This window comes from Leisingera sp. ABD4_442, from assembly GCF_056160905.1.
The window spans coordinates 232,505-252,009 of the sequence record NZ_JBSWYB010000001.1 but is presented as its reverse complement, the minus strand read 5'-3'; the positions used below and the strand labels follow the sequence as shown (position 1 = coordinate 252,009).

The 19,505-nt window shown below is 59.6% G+C and carries 17 protein-coding genes, 1 tRNA gene and 1 pseudogene; 6 read left to right on the top strand and 13 right to left on the bottom strand.

All coding sequences use genetic code 11. The features are described from left to right. Window positions 1-3 precede the first annotated feature (3 nt). The 3 genes from ACXAHG_RS01205 (at window position 4) to ACXAHG_RS01195 (ending at window position 4,966) form a co-directional block, all read left to right on the top strand. Window positions 4-480 (top strand): DUF192 domain-containing protein, encoded by a 477-nt coding sequence (locus ACXAHG_RS01205; RefSeq protein ID WP_475055497.1) that lies wholly within the window; start codon window positions 4-6, stop codon window positions 478-480. 43 nt (window positions 481-523) lie between these two features. Then, window positions 524-600 (top strand) — tRNA-Pro (locus ACXAHG_RS01200). Between the two features lie 721 nt (window positions 601-1,321). Next, on the top strand, window positions 1,322-4,966 hold the full coding sequence (locus ACXAHG_RS01195) for a vitamin B12-dependent ribonucleotide reductase (RefSeq protein ID WP_475055495.1): 3,645 nt from the start codon (window positions 1,322-1,324) through the stop codon (window positions 4,964-4,966). A gap of 277 nt (window positions 4,967-5,243) precedes the next feature. On the opposite strand, the pseudogene ACXAHG_RS01190 reads toward ACXAHG_RS01195, so the two are convergent. The 3 genes and pseudogenes from ACXAHG_RS01190 to ACXAHG_RS01180 form a co-directional block, all read right to left on the bottom strand. Beyond that, window positions 5,244-6,108, bottom strand: a pseudogene (locus ACXAHG_RS01190) (IS30 family transposase). Window positions 6,109-6,258: 150 nt separating this feature from the next. Further along, window positions 6,259-7,122 (bottom strand): acyl-CoA thioesterase, encoded by an 864-nt coding sequence (locus ACXAHG_RS01185; RefSeq protein WP_475043176.1) that lies wholly within the window; start codon window positions 7,120-7,122, stop codon window positions 6,259-6,261. A 65-nt stretch (window positions 7,123-7,187) separates the two neighbouring features. Then, a complete protein-coding gene (locus tag ACXAHG_RS01180) occupies window positions 7,188-8,399 on the bottom strand; it encodes a serine hydrolase domain-containing protein (protein ID WP_475055494.1) in 1,212 nt (403 codons plus the stop codon). A gap of 264 nt (window positions 8,400-8,663) precedes the next feature. Between ACXAHG_RS01180 and aroQ the strand changes: the two genes are divergently transcribed. Together aroQ and ACXAHG_RS01170 are read left to right on the top strand one after the other, a co-directional pair. Beyond that, on the top strand, window positions 8,664-9,113 hold the full coding sequence (gene aroQ / locus ACXAHG_RS01175) for a type II 3-dehydroquinate dehydratase (RefSeq protein WP_475055493.1): 450 nt from the start codon (window positions 8,664-8,666) through the stop codon (window positions 9,111-9,113). Next, complete coding sequence (locus ACXAHG_RS01170) at window positions 9,110-9,865, top strand: autoinducer binding domain-containing protein (RefSeq protein WP_475055492.1); 756 nt, start codon at window positions 9,110-9,112, stop codon at window positions 9,863-9,865. Before aroQ ends, ACXAHG_RS01170 begins: the two co-directional genes overlap by 4 nt. A 469-nt stretch (window positions 9,866-10,334) precedes the next feature. On the opposite strand, the gene tsf is transcribed toward ACXAHG_RS01170, so the two are convergent. From tsf to ACXAHG_RS01145, 5 genes are all read right to left on the bottom strand, one after another. Beyond that, window positions 10,335-11,210 carry a translation elongation factor Ts gene (gene tsf, locus ACXAHG_RS01165; protein WP_475055491.1) on the bottom strand — a complete coding sequence of 292 codons (876 nt, stop codon included), beginning with the start codon at window positions 11,208-11,210 and terminating at the stop codon, window positions 10,335-10,337. A 79-nt stretch (window positions 11,211-11,289) separates the two neighbouring features. Continuing rightward, window positions 11,290-12,063 (bottom strand): 30S ribosomal protein S2, encoded by a 774-nt coding sequence (gene rpsB, locus ACXAHG_RS01160; RefSeq protein WP_027237674.1) that lies wholly within the window; start codon window positions 12,061-12,063, stop codon window positions 11,290-11,292. A 187-nt stretch (window positions 12,064-12,250) separates the two neighbouring features. Then, window positions 12,251-13,081, bottom strand: a complete 831-nt coding sequence (gene olsA, locus ACXAHG_RS01155) for a lyso-ornithine lipid O-acyltransferase (RefSeq protein WP_475055490.1) — start codon at window positions 13,079-13,081, stop codon at window positions 12,251-12,253. After that, complete coding sequence (gene olsB, locus ACXAHG_RS01150) at window positions 13,078-13,839, bottom strand: L-ornithine N(alpha)-acyltransferase (protein WP_475055488.1); 762 nt, start codon at window positions 13,837-13,839, stop codon at window positions 13,078-13,080. The genes olsA and olsB overlap by 4 nt, the downstream gene beginning before the upstream one ends. Before the next feature lie 106 nt (window positions 13,840-13,945). Further along, window positions 13,946-14,128, bottom strand: coding sequence for a DUF3553 domain-containing protein (locus ACXAHG_RS01145; protein ID WP_475043189.1), 183 nt, complete (start codon window positions 14,126-14,128; stop codon window positions 13,946-13,948). Between the two features lie 34 nt (window positions 14,129-14,162). Here ACXAHG_RS01145 and ACXAHG_RS01140 point away from each other — a divergent pair, with 34 nt between their 5' ends. Continuing rightward, a complete protein-coding gene (locus tag ACXAHG_RS01140) occupies window positions 14,163-14,759 on the top strand; it encodes a histidine phosphotransferase family protein (protein ID WP_475055487.1) in 597 nt (198 codons plus the stop codon). A 65-nt stretch (window positions 14,760-14,824) separates the two neighbouring features. On the opposite strand, the gene ACXAHG_RS01135 is transcribed toward ACXAHG_RS01140, so the two are convergent. The 5 genes from ACXAHG_RS01135 to rpmA all read right to left on the bottom strand — a co-directional run bounded on the left by ACXAHG_RS01135 (window position 14,825) and on the right by rpmA (window position 19,501). Beyond that, window positions 14,825-16,090 (bottom strand): glutamate-5-semialdehyde dehydrogenase, encoded by a 1,266-nt coding sequence (locus tag ACXAHG_RS01135; RefSeq protein ID WP_475055486.1) that lies wholly within the window; start codon window positions 16,088-16,090, stop codon window positions 14,825-14,827. A 75-nt stretch (window positions 16,091-16,165) separates the two neighbouring features. After that, window positions 16,166-17,272 (bottom strand): glutamate 5-kinase, encoded by a 1,107-nt coding sequence (proB, locus tag ACXAHG_RS01130; RefSeq protein WP_475055484.1) that lies wholly within the window; start codon window positions 17,270-17,272, stop codon window positions 16,166-16,168. Further along, window positions 17,260-18,294, bottom strand: a complete 1,035-nt coding sequence (obgE, locus tag ACXAHG_RS01125; RefSeq protein WP_475055483.1) for a GTPase ObgE — start codon at window positions 18,292-18,294, stop codon at window positions 17,260-17,262. The genes proB and obgE overlap by 13 nt, the downstream gene beginning before the upstream one ends. Window positions 18,295-18,412: 118 nt before the next feature. Further along, on the bottom strand, window positions 18,413-18,949 hold the full coding sequence (locus ACXAHG_RS01120; protein ID WP_475043198.1) for a GNAT family N-acetyltransferase: 537 nt from the start codon (window positions 18,947-18,949) through the stop codon (window positions 18,413-18,415). Between the two features lie 282 nt (window positions 18,950-19,231). Further along, entirely contained in the window at window positions 19,232-19,501 is a 270-nt protein-coding gene (gene rpmA, locus ACXAHG_RS01115) for a 50S ribosomal protein L27 (protein ID WP_019297807.1), read from the bottom strand. Between the last annotated feature and the right edge of the window lie 4 nt (window positions 19,502-19,505).

Below are 19,505 nucleotides of genomic sequence, written 5' to 3'. Positions count from 1 at the left end.
TCCATGATCCGGCGCCTGCTTCCCTGGAGCCTGGGCGCCTGTTTGGCTTTGGCCGCTGGTGCGGCCCTGGCTTCGGACTGCCGGCCCGGAAGCGTGGACCTGCGCGGCGCCTGGGGGCAGACCGCATTCAGCGTTGAAATCGCCGATTCAGAAGAAGAGCGGGCCCGGGGGCTGATGTTCCGCGAAACTATGGCGCGCGGGGCAGGGATGCTGTTTGTCTACGACAGGCCGCAGAGGGCTGCCTTCTGGATGAAAAACACGCTGATCCCGCTGGACATCATTTTCCTGGATGAGCACGGCCGGGTCTCATCGGTTCATGAGAACGCAAAACCCCACGACCTGACCCCGATCCCTGGCGGTGACAGGGTCTTTGCGGTGCTGGAAATTAACGGTGGGCTGGCCCGCCGCTATGGCATTTCTGCAGGCACGGAGATGCGCCATGAAATTTTTTCCGGCAGCGGCGCAGTTTGGCCCTGTTAGGGGTTTTCAAATCAGTTTGGCAGAGATAGGAAGGCGCACGGTCCGGGGCGTGGCGCAGTCTGGTAGCGCACCTGTTTTGGGTACAGGGGGTCGTGAGTTCGAATCTCGCCGCCCCGACCACTTCTCAGCAAAAAATGCAGCGAATCTTAAGCCGGGCGGAACCGCCTGGAGATTCGTTTCTGCTGCAGGGTGCAAACGCGTCCCCGCATTCTCCCCTGAGTGTTAATATTTCATTAACCTCCTGTTAACACACCTTTAACCAACTGCCGCTGAGGGGCATCAGAAGGTTAACCCGGCGCGCGGTCCTCTGCCTTGAGCGGCGTGAGGCCACGGCAACATCACCATAAAGTTGCTCCAGCGCCGGTGTCCGGTTCAGACGCGCGGTTTTGCACAGTTCACTCAGACGGCAGCACAAGCCGCAGTTGGGCGGCGGAGCAGCAAGTCACTTGGTTCCCATAAGAAATCCGGGTTCACGCCACCGTAGCCGGCTTGCCTGTTCCGTCCGGTTGCCTGTGGATGAATCAATGCCCGGAATCGGACCCTGCAAACGGCAGAAAGCGTCAACAGCAAAGATCGTTGCCAAGGGGTAAATTTTACGTTGACCCCTTGTGTCAGAATACGCCAAATTGTGGACACCGGTTGCGACGGCACTAAATCTGGTGGGTTAAGGGGCCGCAGCAACAACGCTGAAAACAGCAGACAGTCCTGGAAGAATGGCCGGCGAGGGCCGCAAGTGCGCCAAATGCGGCGGACACAGGTATTTTGCGTGCTGTGCAGCCGGAAATGGCAGGTGCGGGGGCACCGGACAGTTGACTGACGTGTGCTTGAGAAGGGGCAGAGCATGAAGATCGAACGGAAATACACAAAACCCGGACAGGATGCCTATGCCGATCTGGCCTTTGTCTCCGCCACATCGGAGATCCGCAACCCGGACGGGACCATCGTTTTCCGTCTCGACAATATCGAAATTCCCGCGTCCTGGAGCCAGGTTGCCAGCGACGTCATCGCCCAGAAGTACTTCCGCAAGGCCGGCGTCCCTTCGCAGCTGAAGAAGGTGCGCGAGAAAGACGTGCCCGAATTCCTGTGGCGCTCCATTCCTTGTAAGGACGCAGAGTTTGGCGGCGAGACCTCCTCCAAGCAAGTGTTTGACCGTCTGGCCGGCGCCTGGGCCTATTGGGGCTGGAAAGGCGGCTATTTCTCTTCTGAGGAGGATGCGCGCGCCTATTACGACGAGATGCGCTACATGCTGGCGACCCAGCGCTCGGCACCGAACTCGCCCCAGTGGTTCAATACCGGCCTGCATTGGGCCTATGGCATCGACGGCCCGGCACAGGGGCATCACTATGTCGACTACAAGACCGGCAAGCTGACCAAATCGGACAGCGCCTATGAACACCCCCAGCCGCATGCCTGCTTCATTCAGTCGGTCTCGGATGATCTGGTCAAGGACGGCGGCATCATGGACCTGTGGGTGCGCGAGGCGCGGCTGTTCAAATACGGCTCTGGCACCGGCACCAATTTCTCCCATCTGCGCGCCGAGGGCGAGCCGCTGTCCGGCGGCGGCAAATCTTCCGGGTTGATGGGCTTTCTCAAAATCGGCGACCGCGCGGCGGGCGCCATCAAATCAGGCGGCACAACCCGTCGGGCAGCAAAGATGGTGATCGTGGACGCCGATCACCCGGATATCGAGCAGTTCATCGAGTGGAAGGTGCTTGAGGAGCAAAAGGTCGCGTCGATTGTCGCGGGCTCCAAAATGCACGAGAAAATGCTGAACGGCATCTTCGAGGCGATCCGCGGCTGGGATGGTGCCGAGGCGGACGCCTATGACCCGGCGGTCAATGGCGGGCTGAAATCGGCGGTCCGCGAGGCCAAGAAAGTTGCGATCCCGGAAACCTACATCAAGCGGGTTCTGGATTATGCCAAACAGGGCCATACCTCGATCGAGTTTCCGACCTACGACACCGATTGGGACTCGGAGGCCTACAGCTCTGTCTCCGGGCAGAACTCCAACAACTCAATCCGGGTGACAAACGCCTTCTTGCACGCGGTCGAAAAAGATGCCGATTGGGAGCTGTTCAACCGCACCGACGGTAAGGTCGCCAAGGTAATCAGAGCCCGCGACCTGTGGGAGAAGGTCGGCCATGCGGCCTGGGCCTGCGCCGATCCGGGCATCCAGTTCCACGACACCGTGAACGAGTGGCACACCTGCCCGGAAGACGGTGAAATTCGCGGCTCAAACCCTTGTTCGGAATACATGTTCCTGGACGACACCGCCTGCAACCTGGCGTCGCTGAACCTGCTGAGCTTCCTGAAGGACGGGCTGTTCCAGGCGGATGATTTCATGCATTCCTGCCGCCTGTGGACGCTGACGCTGGAAATCTCGGTGATGATGGCGCAGTTCCCGTCCAAGGAAATCGCACAGCGGTCCTATGACTTCCGCACCCTGGGGCTGGGTTATGCCAACATCGGCGGCCTGCTGATGAACATGGGCTTTGGCTATGACTCGGACGAGGGCAGGGCGCTTTGCGGGGCGCTGACCGCGCTGATGACCGGTGTGTCCTATGCGACCTCCGCCGAGATTGCCTCGGAGCTGGGGCCCTTCCCTGGCTATGCAAAAAACGCAGACCATATGCTGCGTGTGATCCGCAACCACCGCAATGCTGCAAAAGGCAGCGCTGAAGGCTACGAAAACCTTTCGGTAAAGCCGGTGCCGCTGGACATCGCCAATTGCCCCGATGCACTACTGACCGATCTGGCCGCCAGCGCCTGGGACGAAGCACTGGAACTGGGTGAAAAGCATGGCTACCGCAACGCTCAGACCACGGTGATTGCACCCACCGGCACCATCGGCCTGGTGATGGACTGCGACACCACAGGGATTGAGCCGGACTTTGCCCTGGTGAAGTTCAAGAAACTCGCAGGCGGCGGTTACTTCAAGATCATCAACCGCTCAGTGCCCTCGGCGCTGGAGGGACTGGGCTACAGCTCTGCCCAGATCGAGGAAATCGTCTCTTACGCGGTGGGCCACGGCTCTATCGGTAATGCGCCGGGCATCAACCACACCTCGCTGGCTGGCCACGGCTTTGGCCCCAATGAGCTGGCCAAGGTGGATGCGGCGCTGGAATCGGCCTTTGATATCCGCTTTGTGTTCAACCAATGGACCCTGGGCGAGGACTTCTGCACCGGCGTGCTGGGAATCCCGGCAACCAAGCTGAACGATCCCACCTTCGACCTGCTGCGCCACCTTGGCTTCACCAAGGCGGACATCGAGGCGGCCAATGACCACGTCTGCGGCACCATGACCCTGGAAGGAGCGCCGCATCTGCAGCAAGAGCATTACGCGATCTTTGACTGCGCCAACCCCTGCGGCAAGAAGGGCAAGCGTTTCCTGAGCGTTGACAGCCACATCCGCATGATGGCAGCAGCCCAGAGCTTCATCTCCGGAGCGATCTCCAAGACAATCAACATGCCAAACTCGGCCACTATCGAAGACTGCCAAAAGGCCTATGAGCTGAGCTGGAGCCTGGGGGTTAAGGCCAATGCACTGTATCGCGACGGCTCCAAGCTGAGCCAGCCGCTGGCGGCGGCGCTGGTCGAAGACGATGACGATGCGGCCGAGGTGCTGGAAAGCGGCGCGCCGCAGGAGAAGGCAGCTGTTCTGGCTGAGAAAATCGTCGAAAAAGTGGTCATCAAAGAGGTGCTGAAGTCGCACCGCACCAAGATGCCGCAGCGGCGCAAGGGCTATACCCAAAAGGCGGTTGTCGGCGGCCACAAGGTGTACTTGCGCACCGGCGAGTATGAGGACGGCAATCTGGGCGAAATCTTCATCGACATGCATAAGGAAGGCGCAGGCTTCCGGGCGATGATGAACAATTTTGCCATCGCGGTGTCGGTCGGCCTGCAGTACGGCGTGCCGCTGGAGGAGTTTGTCGACGCCTTCACCTTCACCAAGTTTGAGCCCGCAGGCATGGTCCAGGGCAACGACTCGATCAAGAACGCGACCTCAATCCTCGACTATGTGTTCCGCGAACTGGCTGTCAGCTATCTCGACCGCACCGATCTGGCGCATGTTAAACCGGAAGGCGCGACGTTCGACGATCTGGGCCGTGGCGAGGAAGAAGGCGTGTCCAACCTGTCGGAGCTGAGTGAAAGCGCAGCAACCCGGTCGCTGGAAGTTCTCAAGCAAATCTCTTCGACCGGCTATCTGCGCAAGCGGCTGCCGCAGGATCTGGTGGTGCTGCAAGGCGGCCAGACCGATGCAGGGGTGCTGGACACCGGAACCGATCCGGTCGCAGCGCTGCAGACCCTGGTTCCTGAAACCAGCGCAGCACCGGCGCAAAACACGAGCGGAATGGACGCGCGCACCAAGGCAAAGATGCAAGGCTACGAAGGCGAAGCCTGCGGTGAATGCGGCAACTACACGCTGGTGCGCAACGGCACCTGCATGAAGTGCAACACCTGCGGCGGGACCTCCGGCTGCAGCTAACGGAATACCGTCTGTGCCTGCGAATTTCCCTCGGCGGCGCAGACGGCAGCTGGAAGCGGAATTATCCGCTTCCGATACGATCCGGGACGGGTGCGCCCGTTCTGAACACTGAGAAGGCCCAGGTAAGAATACAATCGGGCAGTCAATGAAGGAGCCTGATCGGTGATAACTGGCTTCCTCTGGTTTCAGAGGAAGCCATTTTCTTTTCCCGTAAGGCAAAGGCTGGGGTACGCGTATATGTGAACTCACGCTGAAGCGCAATTTCTGATATGCCGTTCTATTCCAATCGGTTTTGGATTTCCATCAGCTCGTTTTCGAAGATCTCAGCAGGGGTATGGTAGCCCAAGCACTTGCGCGGTGTGGAATTGAGGCGATGGCAAATCGACCTCAAATACCGATTTGTCAGCGCCGTCGGTTCGGTTGATCTGGGCAGATATCGGCGCAGCCTGTTATTGGTGTTCTCAACCGTGCCTTTCTGGTACGGCGCTTGCGGGTCACAGAACCACGCATCCGCACCGGTCCCGGCTTTGAGGTGCCGCCGGTCTGAGAACTCCGTACCTCGATCAAAGGTGATCGACTTGCGCGCCTCGGCGGGCAGGGGAGCCAGGCCTTGGGTTAGCGCTTCCATGATCGGCTTGGACTGGCGATCCTCGTTGCGCATGACGACAGCATACCGGCTGACGCGCTCGACCAGGGAGGTTACGTTGACCTTCCCATATTCCTTGCGGAACATCATCAGATCGCATTCCCAGTGGCCAAACTCGGCACGCTCAGAGATGCGCTCAGGCCTGTGGGACAGGCTTTGGACGTCGAAGATGTGTGTCCTGTTGTGCCTGCGATCTGTTCCGGCGGCCAGCCAGCTTTGAGCCTGTCTTCGATGGCTTCCTTCAGTTCAGGATAAACGATCATCTTGCGATGGATCGCGCGGCGCGCCTCGTATTTGTCCTGAGCGACAAGCGCGTGGTAGCCGTTCAGCTCCGGTAGTTCGTCGTCCGTATATTGGTTCCGCTTGATGTCCCGGTAGATCGTGCAGGGCGCGCGGCCCAAGCGATCAGCGATCTTCGCTATCGGCATTTGGCTTCAAGCCACTTAGCGAGCTTGCGTCGTTCAACCAGCTTCAGGTGACAGTAGTGGCTTCCCATTCTTCATACTCCATGCAACTCTCTGTATTCGTACAGAATTTGCACTTCGTTTGTGAATCCACCCATAGCGGCTTCTGTAGTCTTATAATCAGAATTATGTTAAGCTAATACAGATCTGACACCTCGGGGATCGGATGAAAGCATTAATTTTCAACGATCTACAGGCCGCAGCAAACCTTCCTGGGCTACGCTCGCTACCAACTCACCGCTCTCTGTGTAGATTGATCCGCGATTGAAGCCGCGGCCATTTCCTGTGAATGGTGCGTCCATTGAATAGAGATGCCAATTCTCCAGCTGCACCGGAGCATGGAACCACATCGCGTGATCCAGGCTGGCTGTCATGGCGCCGGGTTTATGAAATGTCAGCCCATGCGGCCGCATGGATGATCCCAATAGTCCAAAGTCGGAGGCATAAGCCAACAGGATATGCTGAAGCTCCGGTCCAGCCCCTTTGGCGGCTTCCATTCTGATCCACATACTGTTGATGTCACTGGTCTTTTCCGGTGCCAGCGGATCCCTTGGCTCAACCTCGCGGATTTCAAACGGCCGCGGCCTGGTGAATTCGCGGCGTTTGTCCGGATCGACGCGGAATGCGTTTCGCAGAAGGATTTCATGACGCGGCTCCAGCCCGGCAGGTCCAGGCACATCCGGCATCGGGTGCTGATGGCTCCAGCCGGGTTCCTGGCCGTGAAACGAGGCCGCCAAGTTCAGGATCTGCTTGCCGTTTTGAATGGCAACCACCCGCCGCGTGGTAAAGCTGCGGCCGTCCCGTGCCGGGTCGACTTCATAGATAACCGGTCGCGAGGGATCGCCAGGGCGGATGAAATAAGCATGAAGAGAATGGCATAAACGCCCGGAAACAGTGGCATAAGCAGCGGTGAGCGCCTGAGCGATTACTTGGCCGCCATAAATCCGAGTAGGCGTTTCGCCGCCAGATCCGGAACCGCGGAACAGATTGCTGTCCAGTGTTTCCAGATCCAGGAGATCAAGGAGGATCTTGGCGGTATCGGGCATTTTGAGCGCTTTCGTTGTTTGGCTTGCAGCGCAGGCAGTTTAGCCGCAAAGCAGCCAGTTGGAAGTCATCCCGTAATAGCCCCATGCACCAGCGCCTTGAGCTCCGGCCGGGAGGGATAGGAACTGGACGGGGCCAGCTGGGTCAGGAAAACCACCGACAGGCCCAGCGTGCGGTCCACCCAGAAGAAGGTCGAGGCGATACCGCCCCAGCTGAAGTCGCCAGCGGATCCCGGGCAGCGGGCACGCGCAGGGTCAAGAACCACCGCGCCGCCAAGGCCAAAGCCCATGCCTTCCATCGGCTGTTCGGCAAAGCTCTGCGGACCCATCGACGCGATTTCACCGGGCAAATGGTTTCTCATCATAAAATCAGCAGTTTGCGGACTCAAGATGAAGCCGTCGGCGTATCGCCCCCGATTGCGGAGCATCTCGGCGAACTTCATGTAGTCGTCGATCGTTCCGATCAGCCCGCCGCCGCCGGACTGCATCTGTGCGCCTTCAAATGGTGAATGCCGGTAGCTGTCCGTCAGGCGCAGGCTGTCCGTGTTCTCTGCCTCTGAATTCAGCGCGAAGGCATCCCCGGCGAGAGGTGTATAGAGAGAGGCAAACCGGTTCCCTGCCCCATTTGGCAGCTGGAAGCCTGTCTCGGACATGCCAAGCGGTTCGAAAATCTCCTCGGCTAGGAAACAGCCAAGCGGTTTGCCGGACACCACCTCAATCACCCGGCCAAGCACATCCGTAGCAACCGAATACTCCCACCGGGAGCCGGGCCTGAAGGCCAGAGGCAGCTCCGCAAGATCACGGACAGCCTGTGCCAAGGGACCCTGATCCGGTTTGAACATCAGATCTGCGCTCTCCATGGCCTCAGGCAGGATGCCGGGGTTGAAAGGATAGCTGAGCCCGCTGGTATGCGTCAGCAGCTGGTGCAGTGTTGGCGGCGCACAGGGTTCCGTGTGGGTAATTGACGCCGCTGTCTCAACAAGGGCCTGCGGAGCGCTGAATTCAGGGAGAAATGCGCTGACGGGGGCGTCGAGATGAAGTTCCCCGCGTTCCAGAAGAATCGTGAGCGCGGTGGATGTCACTGGTTTGGTCATTGAATAAAGCCGGACCAGCGTGTCGCGGGTGAAGAGGAGGTTTTCTTCGATATTTCGCAGACCTGCTGCGTGAAAGAAGCATTCCCTGCCATCGCGGTTGATCAGAAGCGCACTGCCAGCGTATTTTCGTTGGTTCACATACCGCTGCTGCCAGGTTTTGATGCGCTGCAGACGTTTCTTGTCCATTGCCCTGCCCCTCAGCGGTTTCTGCCTGGGCATACTGCGCTGCTGTGGCAGCCAGGTCGAGCCAATTCCGGCTGCAATAACAACCTTTCTGAATTCTAATAAGCAAAAATAAACAAGCGCAGGTTTCTCTGTGCGCTGCGCAGGAAAGCCAGGCTGCTAATTCAGGTAGGAGAAATTTTCCAATTCGTGCGCATTTGTGTATTCGCATTCTGATTGGAATTGTCTTAGAAGTTCAGGGGGAAGGAAGATAAGGACAGACAGGCGATGACGAGTATTCTGGTTTTGAACGGCCCCAACCTGAACCTGCTGGGCACCCGGCAGCCTGAGGTCTATGGCTCGGTCACGCTGAAAATGGTGGAGACCGCCTGTGCAGAGCATGGGCAAACCCTGGGGCTGGAGGTGACGTGCCTGCAGTCAAATCATGAAGGTGCGCTGATTGACGCCATCCATGCCGCCAAGGGCGTGCATGATGGTATTGTCCTGAACGCCGGTGCCTACACCCATACCTCCATTGCCCTCATGGACGCCCTGATTTCCGTTGAAATCCCGGCAGTCGAAGTCCACCTCTCCAACATCCATGCGCGGGAGGCGTTCCGGCACACCTCCTATATCTCCAAGGCTGCGCTGGGGCAGATCTGCGGCTTTGGCGCCCAAGGCTACCTGCTGGCGCTGCAAGCCCTGGATTCGCATCTGAAAGAGGCCGGAAGCGCATGAATCTAAAGGACTACCTCAGCTTTGTCTGCGGCGCGCAAAGCCTGGAGGAGCTTTGGCACGGCCATGTCCAGCAGATGGGCAAATTCGGCTTTGACAGGCTGATCTACGGCTATACCCGCTATAAGACGGAGACCTCGCTGGGGGATCCGGATGATTTTGTGATCCTGTCGAACCACAACAGCGAATATCTGAACGGGTTCCTGCACAAGGGCCTTTATTTTCATGCGCCGATGCTCCGCTGGGCGCTGGAGAATGAAGGCGCCGGCAGCTGGCGTATCGTCCAGGAGATGGCTGCTGACGGCATGCTGGGGCCGGAAGCGCAAAAGGTGCATGAGTTTAACAAGAAGCTGGATTTGACCGCAGGCTATACTATCAGTTTCTATTCCGCATCGCCGCGCTACAAGGGGGCCATTTCTCTGGCGGCCAAACCGGAGATGGGTCAGGTTGAAGTGGACGCATTGTGGGCGGAGGCGGGCGAAGACATCGTGCTGATGAACAATGTCGCGCATCTGAAGATCCTTACCCTGCCCTACACAGCGCCAAACCGCAGCCTGACCAAACGCCAGCGCGAAGTGCTGCAATGGGTGGGTGACGGAAAAACCACCCAGGACATTGCGATTTTGATGGGGCTCACTCCCGCTACGATTGAAAAACACCTTCGTCTTGCGCGTGAATCTTTGTCAGTTGAAACAACCGCCCAGGCTGTCCTGAAGGCTGCGCTGCACAATCAAATGTATGTTATGGATGCATAGGCGGGTGCGAGAAGCCTGCATTAATGCATTGAATTTCAAAGATTAATTGATCGGTTTTTCGATTTTCAATCTGGCAGCGGCCTAGCCGGGAAACCAGGCCTGACCGTGCCAAGGAGCATCTACTAAAAAGTAAGGAATACTATACTACCGTTATAGGTTAATTCGCTGCATGTTTCACTTGTTCCGTGAGTGGTGGCTTTGGCCTAGGAACCTTTGGGTAACGACCCTTGCGATTTCAAGGCTCTCCTACCTGGTCGGGAATAGGCGCGTATTGTTCCGCGTCTATTCCGATATCAGAGGGGCCTCATCCATCCCCATCAGTGAGGCCCCTCGCCTTTCCTTCCCAACAATCGGAACAGACCCAGATCCGGCCGGATATTCCGCCAGCGATGGGTCTTTTCCCGTTGCCTGCGCACAAAAAAACCGGCGGGCCGCCCCGCCGGTTCCAATCCTCAGGCTGTAAGGCAGATCAGCCCTGAGCGGCCTTGGCCACTTCTGCAGCAAAGTCTTCTTTCTCGACTTCGATGCCTTCGCCGACTTCCACGCGGACAAAACCGGTGATGGTGGCGCCAGCTTCCTTGGCAGCTGCTTCCACGGTCAGATCCGGGTTCACCACGAACTGCTGGTTCAGCAGGGTCGATTCAGCCACGAATTTCTTCATCCGGCCTTCGATCATTTTCTCAATCACCTGCTCCGGCTTGCCGGATTCGCGGGCGATGTCGATCTGAACCTGCTTTTCCTTCTCAACGATGGAAGCGTCCAGGTCTGCTTCGGACAGAGCGGCAGGGTTCACGGCTGCAATGTGCATTGCGACCTGCTTGCCGATGGCTTCATCACCGCCGGTCATCGCAACCAGAACGCCGATTTTGCCCATGCCTGCGGTTGCCGCGTTGTGGACGTAGGAAACGACGGTCTCGCCTTCCAGCTTCTCCATGCGGCGCAGCGACATGTTCTCGCCGATGGTGGCGATCTTGTCGGTCAGGGTTGCTTCGACAGACTTGCCGCCCAGGTCGGCTGCTTTCAGCGCTTCGACGTCGTCTGCGGAAAGAGCGGCCTTGGCGATGCCTGCGACCATTTCCTGGAATTCGCCGTTCTTGGCAACGAAGTCGGTTTCGGAGTTCACTTCAACCGCAACGCCTTTGCCGCCTTCGACGACCACGGCCACCAGGCCTTCAGCAGCGGTACGGCCGGATTTCTTGGCGGCTTTCGCCAGGCCTTTGGTGCGCAGCCAGTCAACGGCGGCTTCCATGTTGCCATCGTTTTCGACCAGTGCTTTCTTCGCATCCATCATGCCTGCGCCGGTGGATTCGCGCAGTTCTTTCACCATTGCTGCAGTGATTGCCATCTTAGGCTCTCCTCAATTCAAAAACGGATTTGGGGCAGGTGATACCCTGCCCCGCATGTCAGTTCCGTGACAGGACGGATCAGGCTTCGGCGGCTGCTTCTTCAGCAACGGCTTCTTCTGCCGGTGCTTCTTCCAGCGCGCCCAGGTCAACGCCTGCTGCGCCCAGCTGAGCCGACATGCCGTCCAGAGCCGCACGGGCCACCAGATCGCAGTACAGCGAGATGGCGCGCGATGCGTCGTCGTTGCCCGGGATGATGAAGTCGACGCCGTCGGGGGAGCAGTTGGTGTCGACAACAGCCACAACCGGGATGCCCAGTTTCTTGGCTTCGGCGATTGCCAGTGCTTCTTTTTTAACGTCGATGACGAACAGCAGGTCCGGCACGCCGCCCATTTCGCGGATGCCGCCCAGGGAGGCCTGCAGCTTCTCCTGGTCGCGTTCCATGCCCAGACGCTCTTTCTTGGTCAGGCCTTCGGCGCCGGAGGACATCTTCTCGTCGATTTCCTTCAGGCGGTTGATCGACTGGGAAACGGTTTTCCAGTTGGTCAGGGTGCCGCCCAGCCAGCGGTGGTTCATGTAGTACTGCGCAGATTTCTCAGCGGCTTCGGCGATCGGGCCGGCTGCCTGGCGCTTGGTGCCGACGAACAGGACACGGCCGCCTTTGGCGACGGTGTCGCGGACAACCTGCAATGCCTGGTCCAGCATCGGAACAGTCTGGGTCAGGTCCATGATGTGGATGCCGTTGCGCGCGCCGTAGATGAAGGGCGACATGCGCGGGTTCCAGCGCTGAGTCTGGTGGCCGAAGTGTACGCCAGCTTCCAGCAGCTGACGCATGGTGAACTCGGGAAGAGCCATGCTATTCTTTCCTTTCCGGTTTCAATCCTCGGCGGGGGTTCAGAGCAGATGCTCCAACCGGGGGTCCGTCAGGGATGTCTCCCCTGATCAGGCCAAACCCCGCCTGCGGGTTCGTAGGCGCGCTCATAGAGCAGAAATTGCCAGCTGACAATAGTTGATCCGCAGAAATCGGCGCCTGGTCCGGATTTCAGCTGGGAAGCCCGCTGTGATGGCCTTCGCGGACCGCGCTTCCGGCCGCCGCGGCGAGCGATTTCCGGTCCGGGAAATCTGAAGCTTTCAGGGGCGGATGATAGATCAGCTCAACCTCTCCCTGGCACGGTGCTGCCAGAACCTTGAGGAGATGAGGACCAAAATCCATATCGCCCCACCAGCCGTAAAACCGCGCGGGCGCCCCCTTGGGAGCCCGGTAGATGACGGTAACCGGCTGGATGTGCATCCCGTCCCGCAGATGCTCGTTAAAAAACGCTGCGAAAAGTGTTGTTTTAAAGGGCAGAACCCGCAACCCATCGGTGGAGGTGCCCTCGGGGAAGAACAGCAGTTTATGGCCGGCCTGCAAACGCTGTTCAAAGACCGCCGCCTGTTCCTTGGCCCGCGCCGGATTGCGTTCGATAAAGACAGTGCCGGTAGCACGGGCGAGCCAGCCGATCCCCGGCCACTTGGCGACCTCGGCCTTGGAAACAAAATAGATCCGTTTGCGTGCGTTCAGCGCAAAGATATCCAGCCATGAGGCGTGATTGGCCACGACGGCGCCGCGCGCCCGCATCAAGCTGCCCCGGGTCTTGTAGGTGATCCCCAGAATGCGGAAGGCATTGCGGCACACAAACTGGGTGATAAAGGGGGTCACCGGCCGGTTCACACCGCAAAGCGGCCGCTCGGCCAGCCGTATTGCCAGCAGCAGCAGCAGCCCACCAAAGACCAGCGTTGCCAGCGGCAGCCCGCGCAGCAGCACCAGCCCCCAGCCCAAGGCCGAAATCCGGACCGGATCCGGCGCTTCGCTGCTGTGCCAGCTGACGCTCATGCCCGCTTCCTGCCTCCGGCATAGATCCTGTGCTGGCGCTCGTTCATCCGGGCTGTGTCCAGGATCAGGCAGACATCCGTGGTGTTGAAAGCATGATCCACAAATGCGCCCTCGCCGACATAGCCGCCAAGGCGGAGATAGGCCTTGATCAAGGCAGGTGTTTCAACCATGGCTTGCTTCCGGTCCAGATCATCTTTGGTGATCAAATCCATGGATTCAAACGACTTTGATCTCACCCGCAAGTCTGTTGGCGCAAGATGGTTGTGATGCAGCATTGCCAGCGGTGTGGCCAGCTGCTGCGGGTCAGTGCCGTGGAAACTGGCCACGCCGAACAGAACCTCGATCTGATGGTCTTCGACATAGTCCGACAGCGCGGACCAAAGGTGAAACATCGCCATTCCGCCACGGTAGTCGGCGTGCAGACAGGAGCGACCCAGTTCCAGCAGCTTGCGTCCCGAGGACTTGAGAATGCTAAGATCAAATTCCGCCTCGGAATAGAACTGCCCGGCCTGGGCTGCCTGATCATCGCGCAGCAGCCGGTAGACTCCTGCCACCCGGCCATTGCTGTCATCGGTGACCAGCATGTGGTCGAAAAACGGGTCAAAGCGGTCCCGTTCCAAGCCGGCGCTGTGGTCGACCATCTCGCCGCTGCCGCCAAGCTCCCGCACAAAAACCTCGTACCGCAAAGACTGGGCCGCGCGCAGCTCCTCTTCGCTGTCGGCAATCTTGACGGAAAATACCGGAGAGCTGTCTGGCATTTGAAACCCTTGCGTAGTTCAGGCTTGAGCGCACCGCCCCGATAGGGCAAAGAACGCGCAGAAATTCAGGCTAATTTGAGGGATTACGTTAACCCTTCATAAACCGTTATGGATCAAAGACGGGAATAAGGGAGACACGCGCTCCGTCAATCACCAGCTTCCCCTGATCGGGAAAGTTTACAGTGATCTTGCCGCCCGCGTTTGACTGGACCTGACCGGTTCCCCATTCCGGGTGGTCAGGATGCCGGACAAACATGCCGGGGGCTAATATAGCGTTGAGGTCATTCATCTGCGGATGGCCCAGTTCGGAGGAAGTATACGTTATGGGTGTAGATAACGCCAATCTTGCGGCTTTGGTAGGGTCGCGGATCTGTCATGACCTGATCAGCCCGGTCGGCGCCATTAACAACGGTCTGGAATTGCTTGGCATGGCCGGCAGCATGTCCGGACCGGAGCTGGAACTGATCTCCGACAGTGTTGCAAATGCCAATGCGCGCATCCGTTTTTTCCGCATCGCTTTTGGTGCGGCAGGCGATCAGCAGACACCGCGGACTGAGGTGGTTTCGGTGCTCGAAGACGTCAGCAAAGGCGGACGCATCCAATACCAATGGTCCCCGCTTGAAGGCTGCACCCGCAGCGAGGCAAGGCTGGCACTGCTGTCCGCGCTGTGCCTGGAAAGTGCCCTGCCCTATGGCGGAACGGTCAAAATTTTCTGCGCCGACGGCAAGTGGACCGTGATGGGCGAAGGCCGCAAGGTTACAGTCGATGACGAATTATGGGCACGGATCAGTGGCGGCAATTCGAACGCTGAAATCACTCCGGCACTGGTCCAATTTGCGCTCCTGCCGGAAGCGGCAAAAGAGGCAGGCCGCACGGTGCGTCTGGAGCTGAACCTGGAAAAGATCACGCTGCAGTTTTGAACTGCGCCACTTCTTTTGGTATGAAACGCCGGGCAATCTGCCCGGCGTTTGGCGTTTAATAGGTATCAGGCGCGGGTGGTGCCGTTGCCGCGCACCAGATATTTGAAGCTGGTGAGCTGGGTTGCACCGACCGGACCGCGCGCGTGCATCTTGCCGGTGGCGATACCGATTTCAGCACCCATCCCGAACTCGCCGCCGTCGGCAAACTGAGTTGAGGCATTGTGCATCAGGATGGCGCTGTCGAGTTCCGCAAAAAACTTCTGAACAGCCGCCTCGTCCTCAGTAATGATGCAATCGGTGTGCTGGGAATGATGGGCGCGGATGTGCTGGATCGCTTCATCTATGTCCGCTACCTGCTTGGCTGCAATAATGGAATCCAGGTATTCCTTGCCCCAGTCATCGGCCGTGGCGGCGGTCATGCCGTCCGGTCCGGGCAGCCCTGCCTCGGCGCGGATTTCAACGCCGGCAGAGGCCAGGGCATCCAGCAGCGTCTTGCCCAGTGTGGGCGCGATATCCTGGTGGATCAGCAGGCATTCCGCGGCGCCGCAAATGCCGGTGCGGCGGGTCTTGGCGTTCAGCACCACATCCAGCGCCTTCTGCGGATCGGCAGCTTTGTCGAGGTAGATATGCACGATGCCTTCAAGATGGGCAAAGACCGGCACGCGCGCCTCGCGCTGTACCAGGCCCACCAGCCCTTTGCCTCCGCGCGGAACGATGACGTCCACATAATCCGTCATGGTCAGCAGTTCCTGCACCGCGGCGCGGTCGCGGGTCGGCACCAATTGCACGGCGTCTTCCGGCAGACCGGCTGACTTCAATCCTTCAGCCAGGCAGGCATGGATCGCTTGCGAGGAATGGAAGCTTTCGGAGCCGCCGCGCAGGATCACCGCGTTGCCCGATTTCAGGCAGAGCGCGCCGGCGTCAGCGGTCACATTGGGGCGGCTTTCGTAGATCACGCCAATCACGCCCAGCGGGGTACGGACGCGCTGGATCTTGAGGCCGGTGGGCTGTTCCCACTCCTCCATCACCTCTCCAACCGGGTCGCGCTGCTCCGCCACAGCGCGGAGACCATCAACGATGCCTTGAATACGCGCCTCGTCCAGCATCAGCCGGTCCATCATCGCGTCCGAAAGGCCCTTGCCCCGGCCGAACTCCAGATCCTTGGCATTTGCTGCGATGATCTCTGCCCGGCGGCTCCAGACCGCTTCTGCAGCACCAATCAGCGCTGCATATTTGCGTTCAGCGCTGGCCGTCGCCAGGACTTGCGCCGCTTGCTTTGCACGTTTGCCAAGCTCCGCCATCACGGCGGGGATGTTTTCATTGTCTTTCATATGTCTCGTGCCCTTGCCGGTCCCTGTCTGGCACTGGGTGCCGTCCCGGCTGGAATAAACTATCAGGTGGTGCGTTCAAAGCGCCATATCATCGCGGTGGATCAGTGCAGCGCGGCCGGGATAGCCCAGCGTCGCCTCGATCTCCTGCGATTGGCGCCCCTGGATGGCACGGGCCTCATCGGCGGTATAGCGCGACAGCCCCTGCCCCAGTTTGCGCCCGTCTGGGCCGAGGATGGCCAGCGGATCGCCGCGGCCAAAGTCACCCTCCACATGACGGACGCCTGCGGGCAGCAGGCTTTTGCCGTACATCAGCGCACGGGCGGCGCCTTCGTCGATGGTCAGAACACCGCGGGTTTTCATCGCCGCAATCCAGCGCTTGCGCGCGGCCTGCGGATCCCCCTGCCCGGTGAACCAGGTGCAAGGCACACCTTCCTCAAGCGTTTTCAACGGGTTCAAGGGCGAACCTTCAGTAATTGCCATGGCGCAGCCTGCGGCAGTTGCCATCTTGGCGGCCAGCAGCTTGGTGATCATGCCGCCCTTGGACAGGCCGGAAACGCCATCGCCCGCCATCGCCTCGATCTCGGGCGTGATCTCGTCAATCCGGTCATAGCGCTTGGCGTCCGGGTCCAAGGCCGGGTTGGCGCTGTAGAAGCCATCGACATCAGACAACAGGATCAAAGCATCCGCCCCGACCGTTACCGCAACCTGCGCCGCCAAACGGTCGTTGTCGCCATAGCGGATTTCATCCGTTGCGATGGTGTCGTTTTCGTTGACGATGGGCACCGCGCCCATGCCCAGCAGTGTTTCAAGCGTCGCGCGGGAATTCAGGTACCGGCGGCGGTTTTCGCTGTCTTCCAGCGTCACCAGCACCTGCGCAGTGGTGATACGGTGGGGGGCCAGTGCCTCCTCATAAGCGCGGGCCAGGCGGATCTGGCCGACTGCAGCGGCGGCCTGGGACTGCTCCAGCGGCAGATCGGCACGCGGCAGGCCCAGCACACCGCGGCCCAGAGCGATAGAGCCGGAAGATACCAGCACAACATCGGTGCCGCGGGATTTCAGCCAGGCAACATCATTGGCCAGCGAATGCAGCCAGCCCGCGCGCAGCTCGCCGGTTTCCCGGTCAACCAGAAGTGCCGAGCCGATTTTGACAACAATCCGTTTTGCCGACGTCAGGGCTGCCAAGGCTTTTCCTCCTTGGCGGGTTTCATCCGCAGGCGGTCGTCGTCGATCTCATTGCGCAGGGCTCGCAGGATTTCATTCACCCCCTGTCGGCTGACACCGGACATCAGATGCACCGGGCCGCCCACAGCCGCTTCCAAAGCGGCACGCTTCTCTTCCAGTTCCTCCGGATCAATCGCATCAACTTTGTTGAGCGCGGTGATCCGGGTCTTGGTGGCCAGAACGCCGCCATAGGCCTCCAGTTCACCAATGATGGTCTCGTAGTCCTCAACCACAGTGTCAGAGGTGCCGTCGATCAGGTGCAGAAGCACCGCGCAGCGCTCCACATGACCCAGGAAGCGGTCGCCGATCCCTTTACCCTCATGTGCGCCTTCGATCAGGCCAGGGATGTCCGCGACCACAAATTCGGTGTTGTCAATGCCGACCACGCCCAGGTTCGGGTGCAGCGTGGTAAACGGGTAATCCGCAATCTTGGGCCGGGCATTGGAAGTGGCCGACAGGAAGGTCGATTTGCCAGCGTTGGGCAGGCCCAGCAGACCTGCATCTGCGATCAGCTTGAGCCGCAGCCAGATGGTGCGCTCAACCCCTTCCTGACCCGGGTTGGCCCGGCGCGGCGCCTGGTTGGTGGCGGATTTGAAATGCAGGTTGCCGAAACCGCCGTTGCCGCCCTTGGCCAGCAGCACACGCTCGCCGGGCACGGTGAGGTCGGCCAGCACCGTTTCCTGATCCTCGTCCAGGATCTCCGTCCCGACAGGCACGCGCAGGATGATGTCGTCGCCATCCTTGCCGGTGCGCTGGCGGCCCATGCCGGACTGGCCGTTCTTTGCAAAGAAATGCTGCTGGTAACGGAAGTCGATCAGGGTGTTCAGCCCTTCGGTGACTTCAGCCCAGACCGAACCGCCCTTGCCGCCGTCGCCCCCGTCCGGGCCGCCGTATTCGATGTATTTCTCACGGCGGAAGCTGACGCAGCCGTTCCCGCCGGCGCCCGAGCGGATATAGACCTTTGCCAGATCGAGGAATTTCATGACAGCTCCTTAATGCGGCAGGCCCCTGCCCAACCGCGCAGTACAAGTGTCCCGCCAAGGCCCGGGGCCATGGCGGGACTGTTTCGATTGCCTTACCGCAAAGCGCGCGCCGCGCCAATCACAGTTTTCGGCTGTAAGTCCATGTTGGAACAGAGGTGTCGCGCGCCACCGAATAGCTTTCGGCGTCGCCCAGATAATCAAAGCCGCAATGGATCAGCACCCGGGCCGAGGCCGGGTTGTCCTGAAAAACAGAGGCAAACATCGCATCGTTCCCTTGCGGGTTGGCATCAACCAGCGCCTTCAGAGCCGCAGAGGCCAGCCCGGTGTTCCAGAACGGCGGCGCCGTCCAATAAGAGACCTCGGACTGATTGCGGTCCATCCGCTTGAGACCGATAACACCTTTCAGCTCGGAGTCACCCTCAACAGTGCCATCAATCACCCAGACATCCTCGTCCCGCTCTTCCGCCATGGCGCGCGCCACAAAGGCCTCAGCTGCGCCGGGCGGCAAAGGGTGCGGCACTGAGCGGGTCATACGGGCGACACGTTCATCACTGACATAATGCTCAATCAGCCCAGCGTCGGATTTGCGCAAAGGGCGCAGGATAAAACGTTCCGTTTCAATCACTTGCTGGCACACGATCTGTTCCAGGTTCATTTCTGTGCTCCTCCTCTGCCGGATGCCGGGCATCCGCACGATCCGCGGCTGGCTGCGCGGTTTAACTCAGATGTGTGTGCCAGGCCTGTCAGGCAAGGCATACAGGGTTCAATTCGTTCAAAAATTTCCGTTGGCACGGCGTGAGCGCGCAGTTTTTGCGCCAAAATATACCGGCCTTCAGTTCTGGCAGAAAAGATCATCTTAAACTCGCATCCGGAAACAGAAAGGGGGACCGGCCGTATAGCCGATCCCCCTAAAGATTTCTTTACCCTTCGGGTCGGCTTACTCAGCGGCCTCCGCCACTGGGAGAACCGATACAAAGGTGCGGCCTTTCAGGCCTTTGCGGAAGCTTACAGCACCGTCGGCAGTTGCGAAAAGGGTGTGATCCTTGCCCATGCCCACGCCTTCGCCGGCCCAGAACTTGGTGCCGCGCTGACGCACGATGATGTTCCCTGCGATGGCCGCCTGGCCACCGTAGAGTTTCACGCCAAGGCGGCGGCCCGCGGAGTCGCGGCCGTTGCGTGAGGAACCGCCAGCTTTCTTATGTGCCATTCTC

Coding starts and splice junctions, on each gene's coding strand:
- ACXAHG_RS01205 (WP_475055497.1), top strand. CDS start 4: ATGATCCGGCGCCTGCTTCCCTGGAGCCTGGGCGCCTGTTTGGCTTTG.
- ACXAHG_RS01195 (WP_475055495.1), top strand. CDS start 1,322: ATGAAGATCGAACGGAAATACACAAAACCCGGACAGGATGCCTATGCC.
- ACXAHG_RS01185 (WP_475043176.1), bottom strand. CDS start 7,122: ATGCCCGATACCGCCAAGATCCTCCTTGATCTCCTGGATCTGGAAACA.
- ACXAHG_RS01180 (WP_475055494.1), bottom strand. CDS start 8,399: ATGGACAAGAAACGTCTGCAGCGCATCAAAACCTGGCAGCAGCGGTAT.
- aroQ (WP_475055493.1), top strand. CDS start 8,664: ATGACGAGTATTCTGGTTTTGAACGGCCCCAACCTGAACCTGCTGGGC.
- ACXAHG_RS01170 (WP_475055492.1), top strand. CDS start 9,110: ATGAATCTAAAGGACTACCTCAGCTTTGTCTGCGGCGCGCAAAGCCTG.
- tsf (WP_475055491.1), bottom strand. CDS start 11,210: ATGGCAATCACTGCAGCAATGGTGAAAGAACTGCGCGAATCCACCGGC.
- rpsB (WP_027237674.1), bottom strand. CDS start 12,063: ATGGCTCTTCCCGAGTTCACCATGCGTCAGCTGCTGGAAGCTGGCGTA.
- olsA (WP_475055490.1), bottom strand. CDS start 13,081: ATGAGCGTCAGCTGGCACAGCAGCGAAGCGCCGGATCCGGTCCGGATT.
- olsB (WP_475055488.1), bottom strand. CDS start 13,839: ATGCCAGACAGCTCTCCGGTATTTTCCGTCAAGATTGCCGACAGCGAA.
- ACXAHG_RS01145 (WP_475043189.1), bottom strand. CDS start 14,128: ATGAATGACCTCAACGCTATATTAGCCCCCGGCATGTTTGTCCGGCAT.
- ACXAHG_RS01140 (WP_475055487.1), top strand. CDS start 14,163: ATGGGTGTAGATAACGCCAATCTTGCGGCTTTGGTAGGGTCGCGGATC.
- ACXAHG_RS01135 (WP_475055486.1), bottom strand. CDS start 16,090: ATGAAAGACAATGAAAACATCCCCGCCGTGATGGCGGAGCTTGGCAAA.
- obgE (WP_475055483.1), bottom strand. CDS start 18,294: ATGAAATTCCTCGATCTGGCAAAGGTCTATATCCGCTCGGGCGCCGGC.
- ACXAHG_RS01120 (WP_475043198.1), bottom strand. CDS start 18,949: ATGAACCTGGAACAGATCGTGTGCCAGCAAGTGATTGAAACGGAACGT.
- rpmA (WP_019297807.1), bottom strand. CDS start 19,501: ATGGCACATAAGAAAGCTGGCGGTTCCTCACGCAACGGCCGCGACTCC.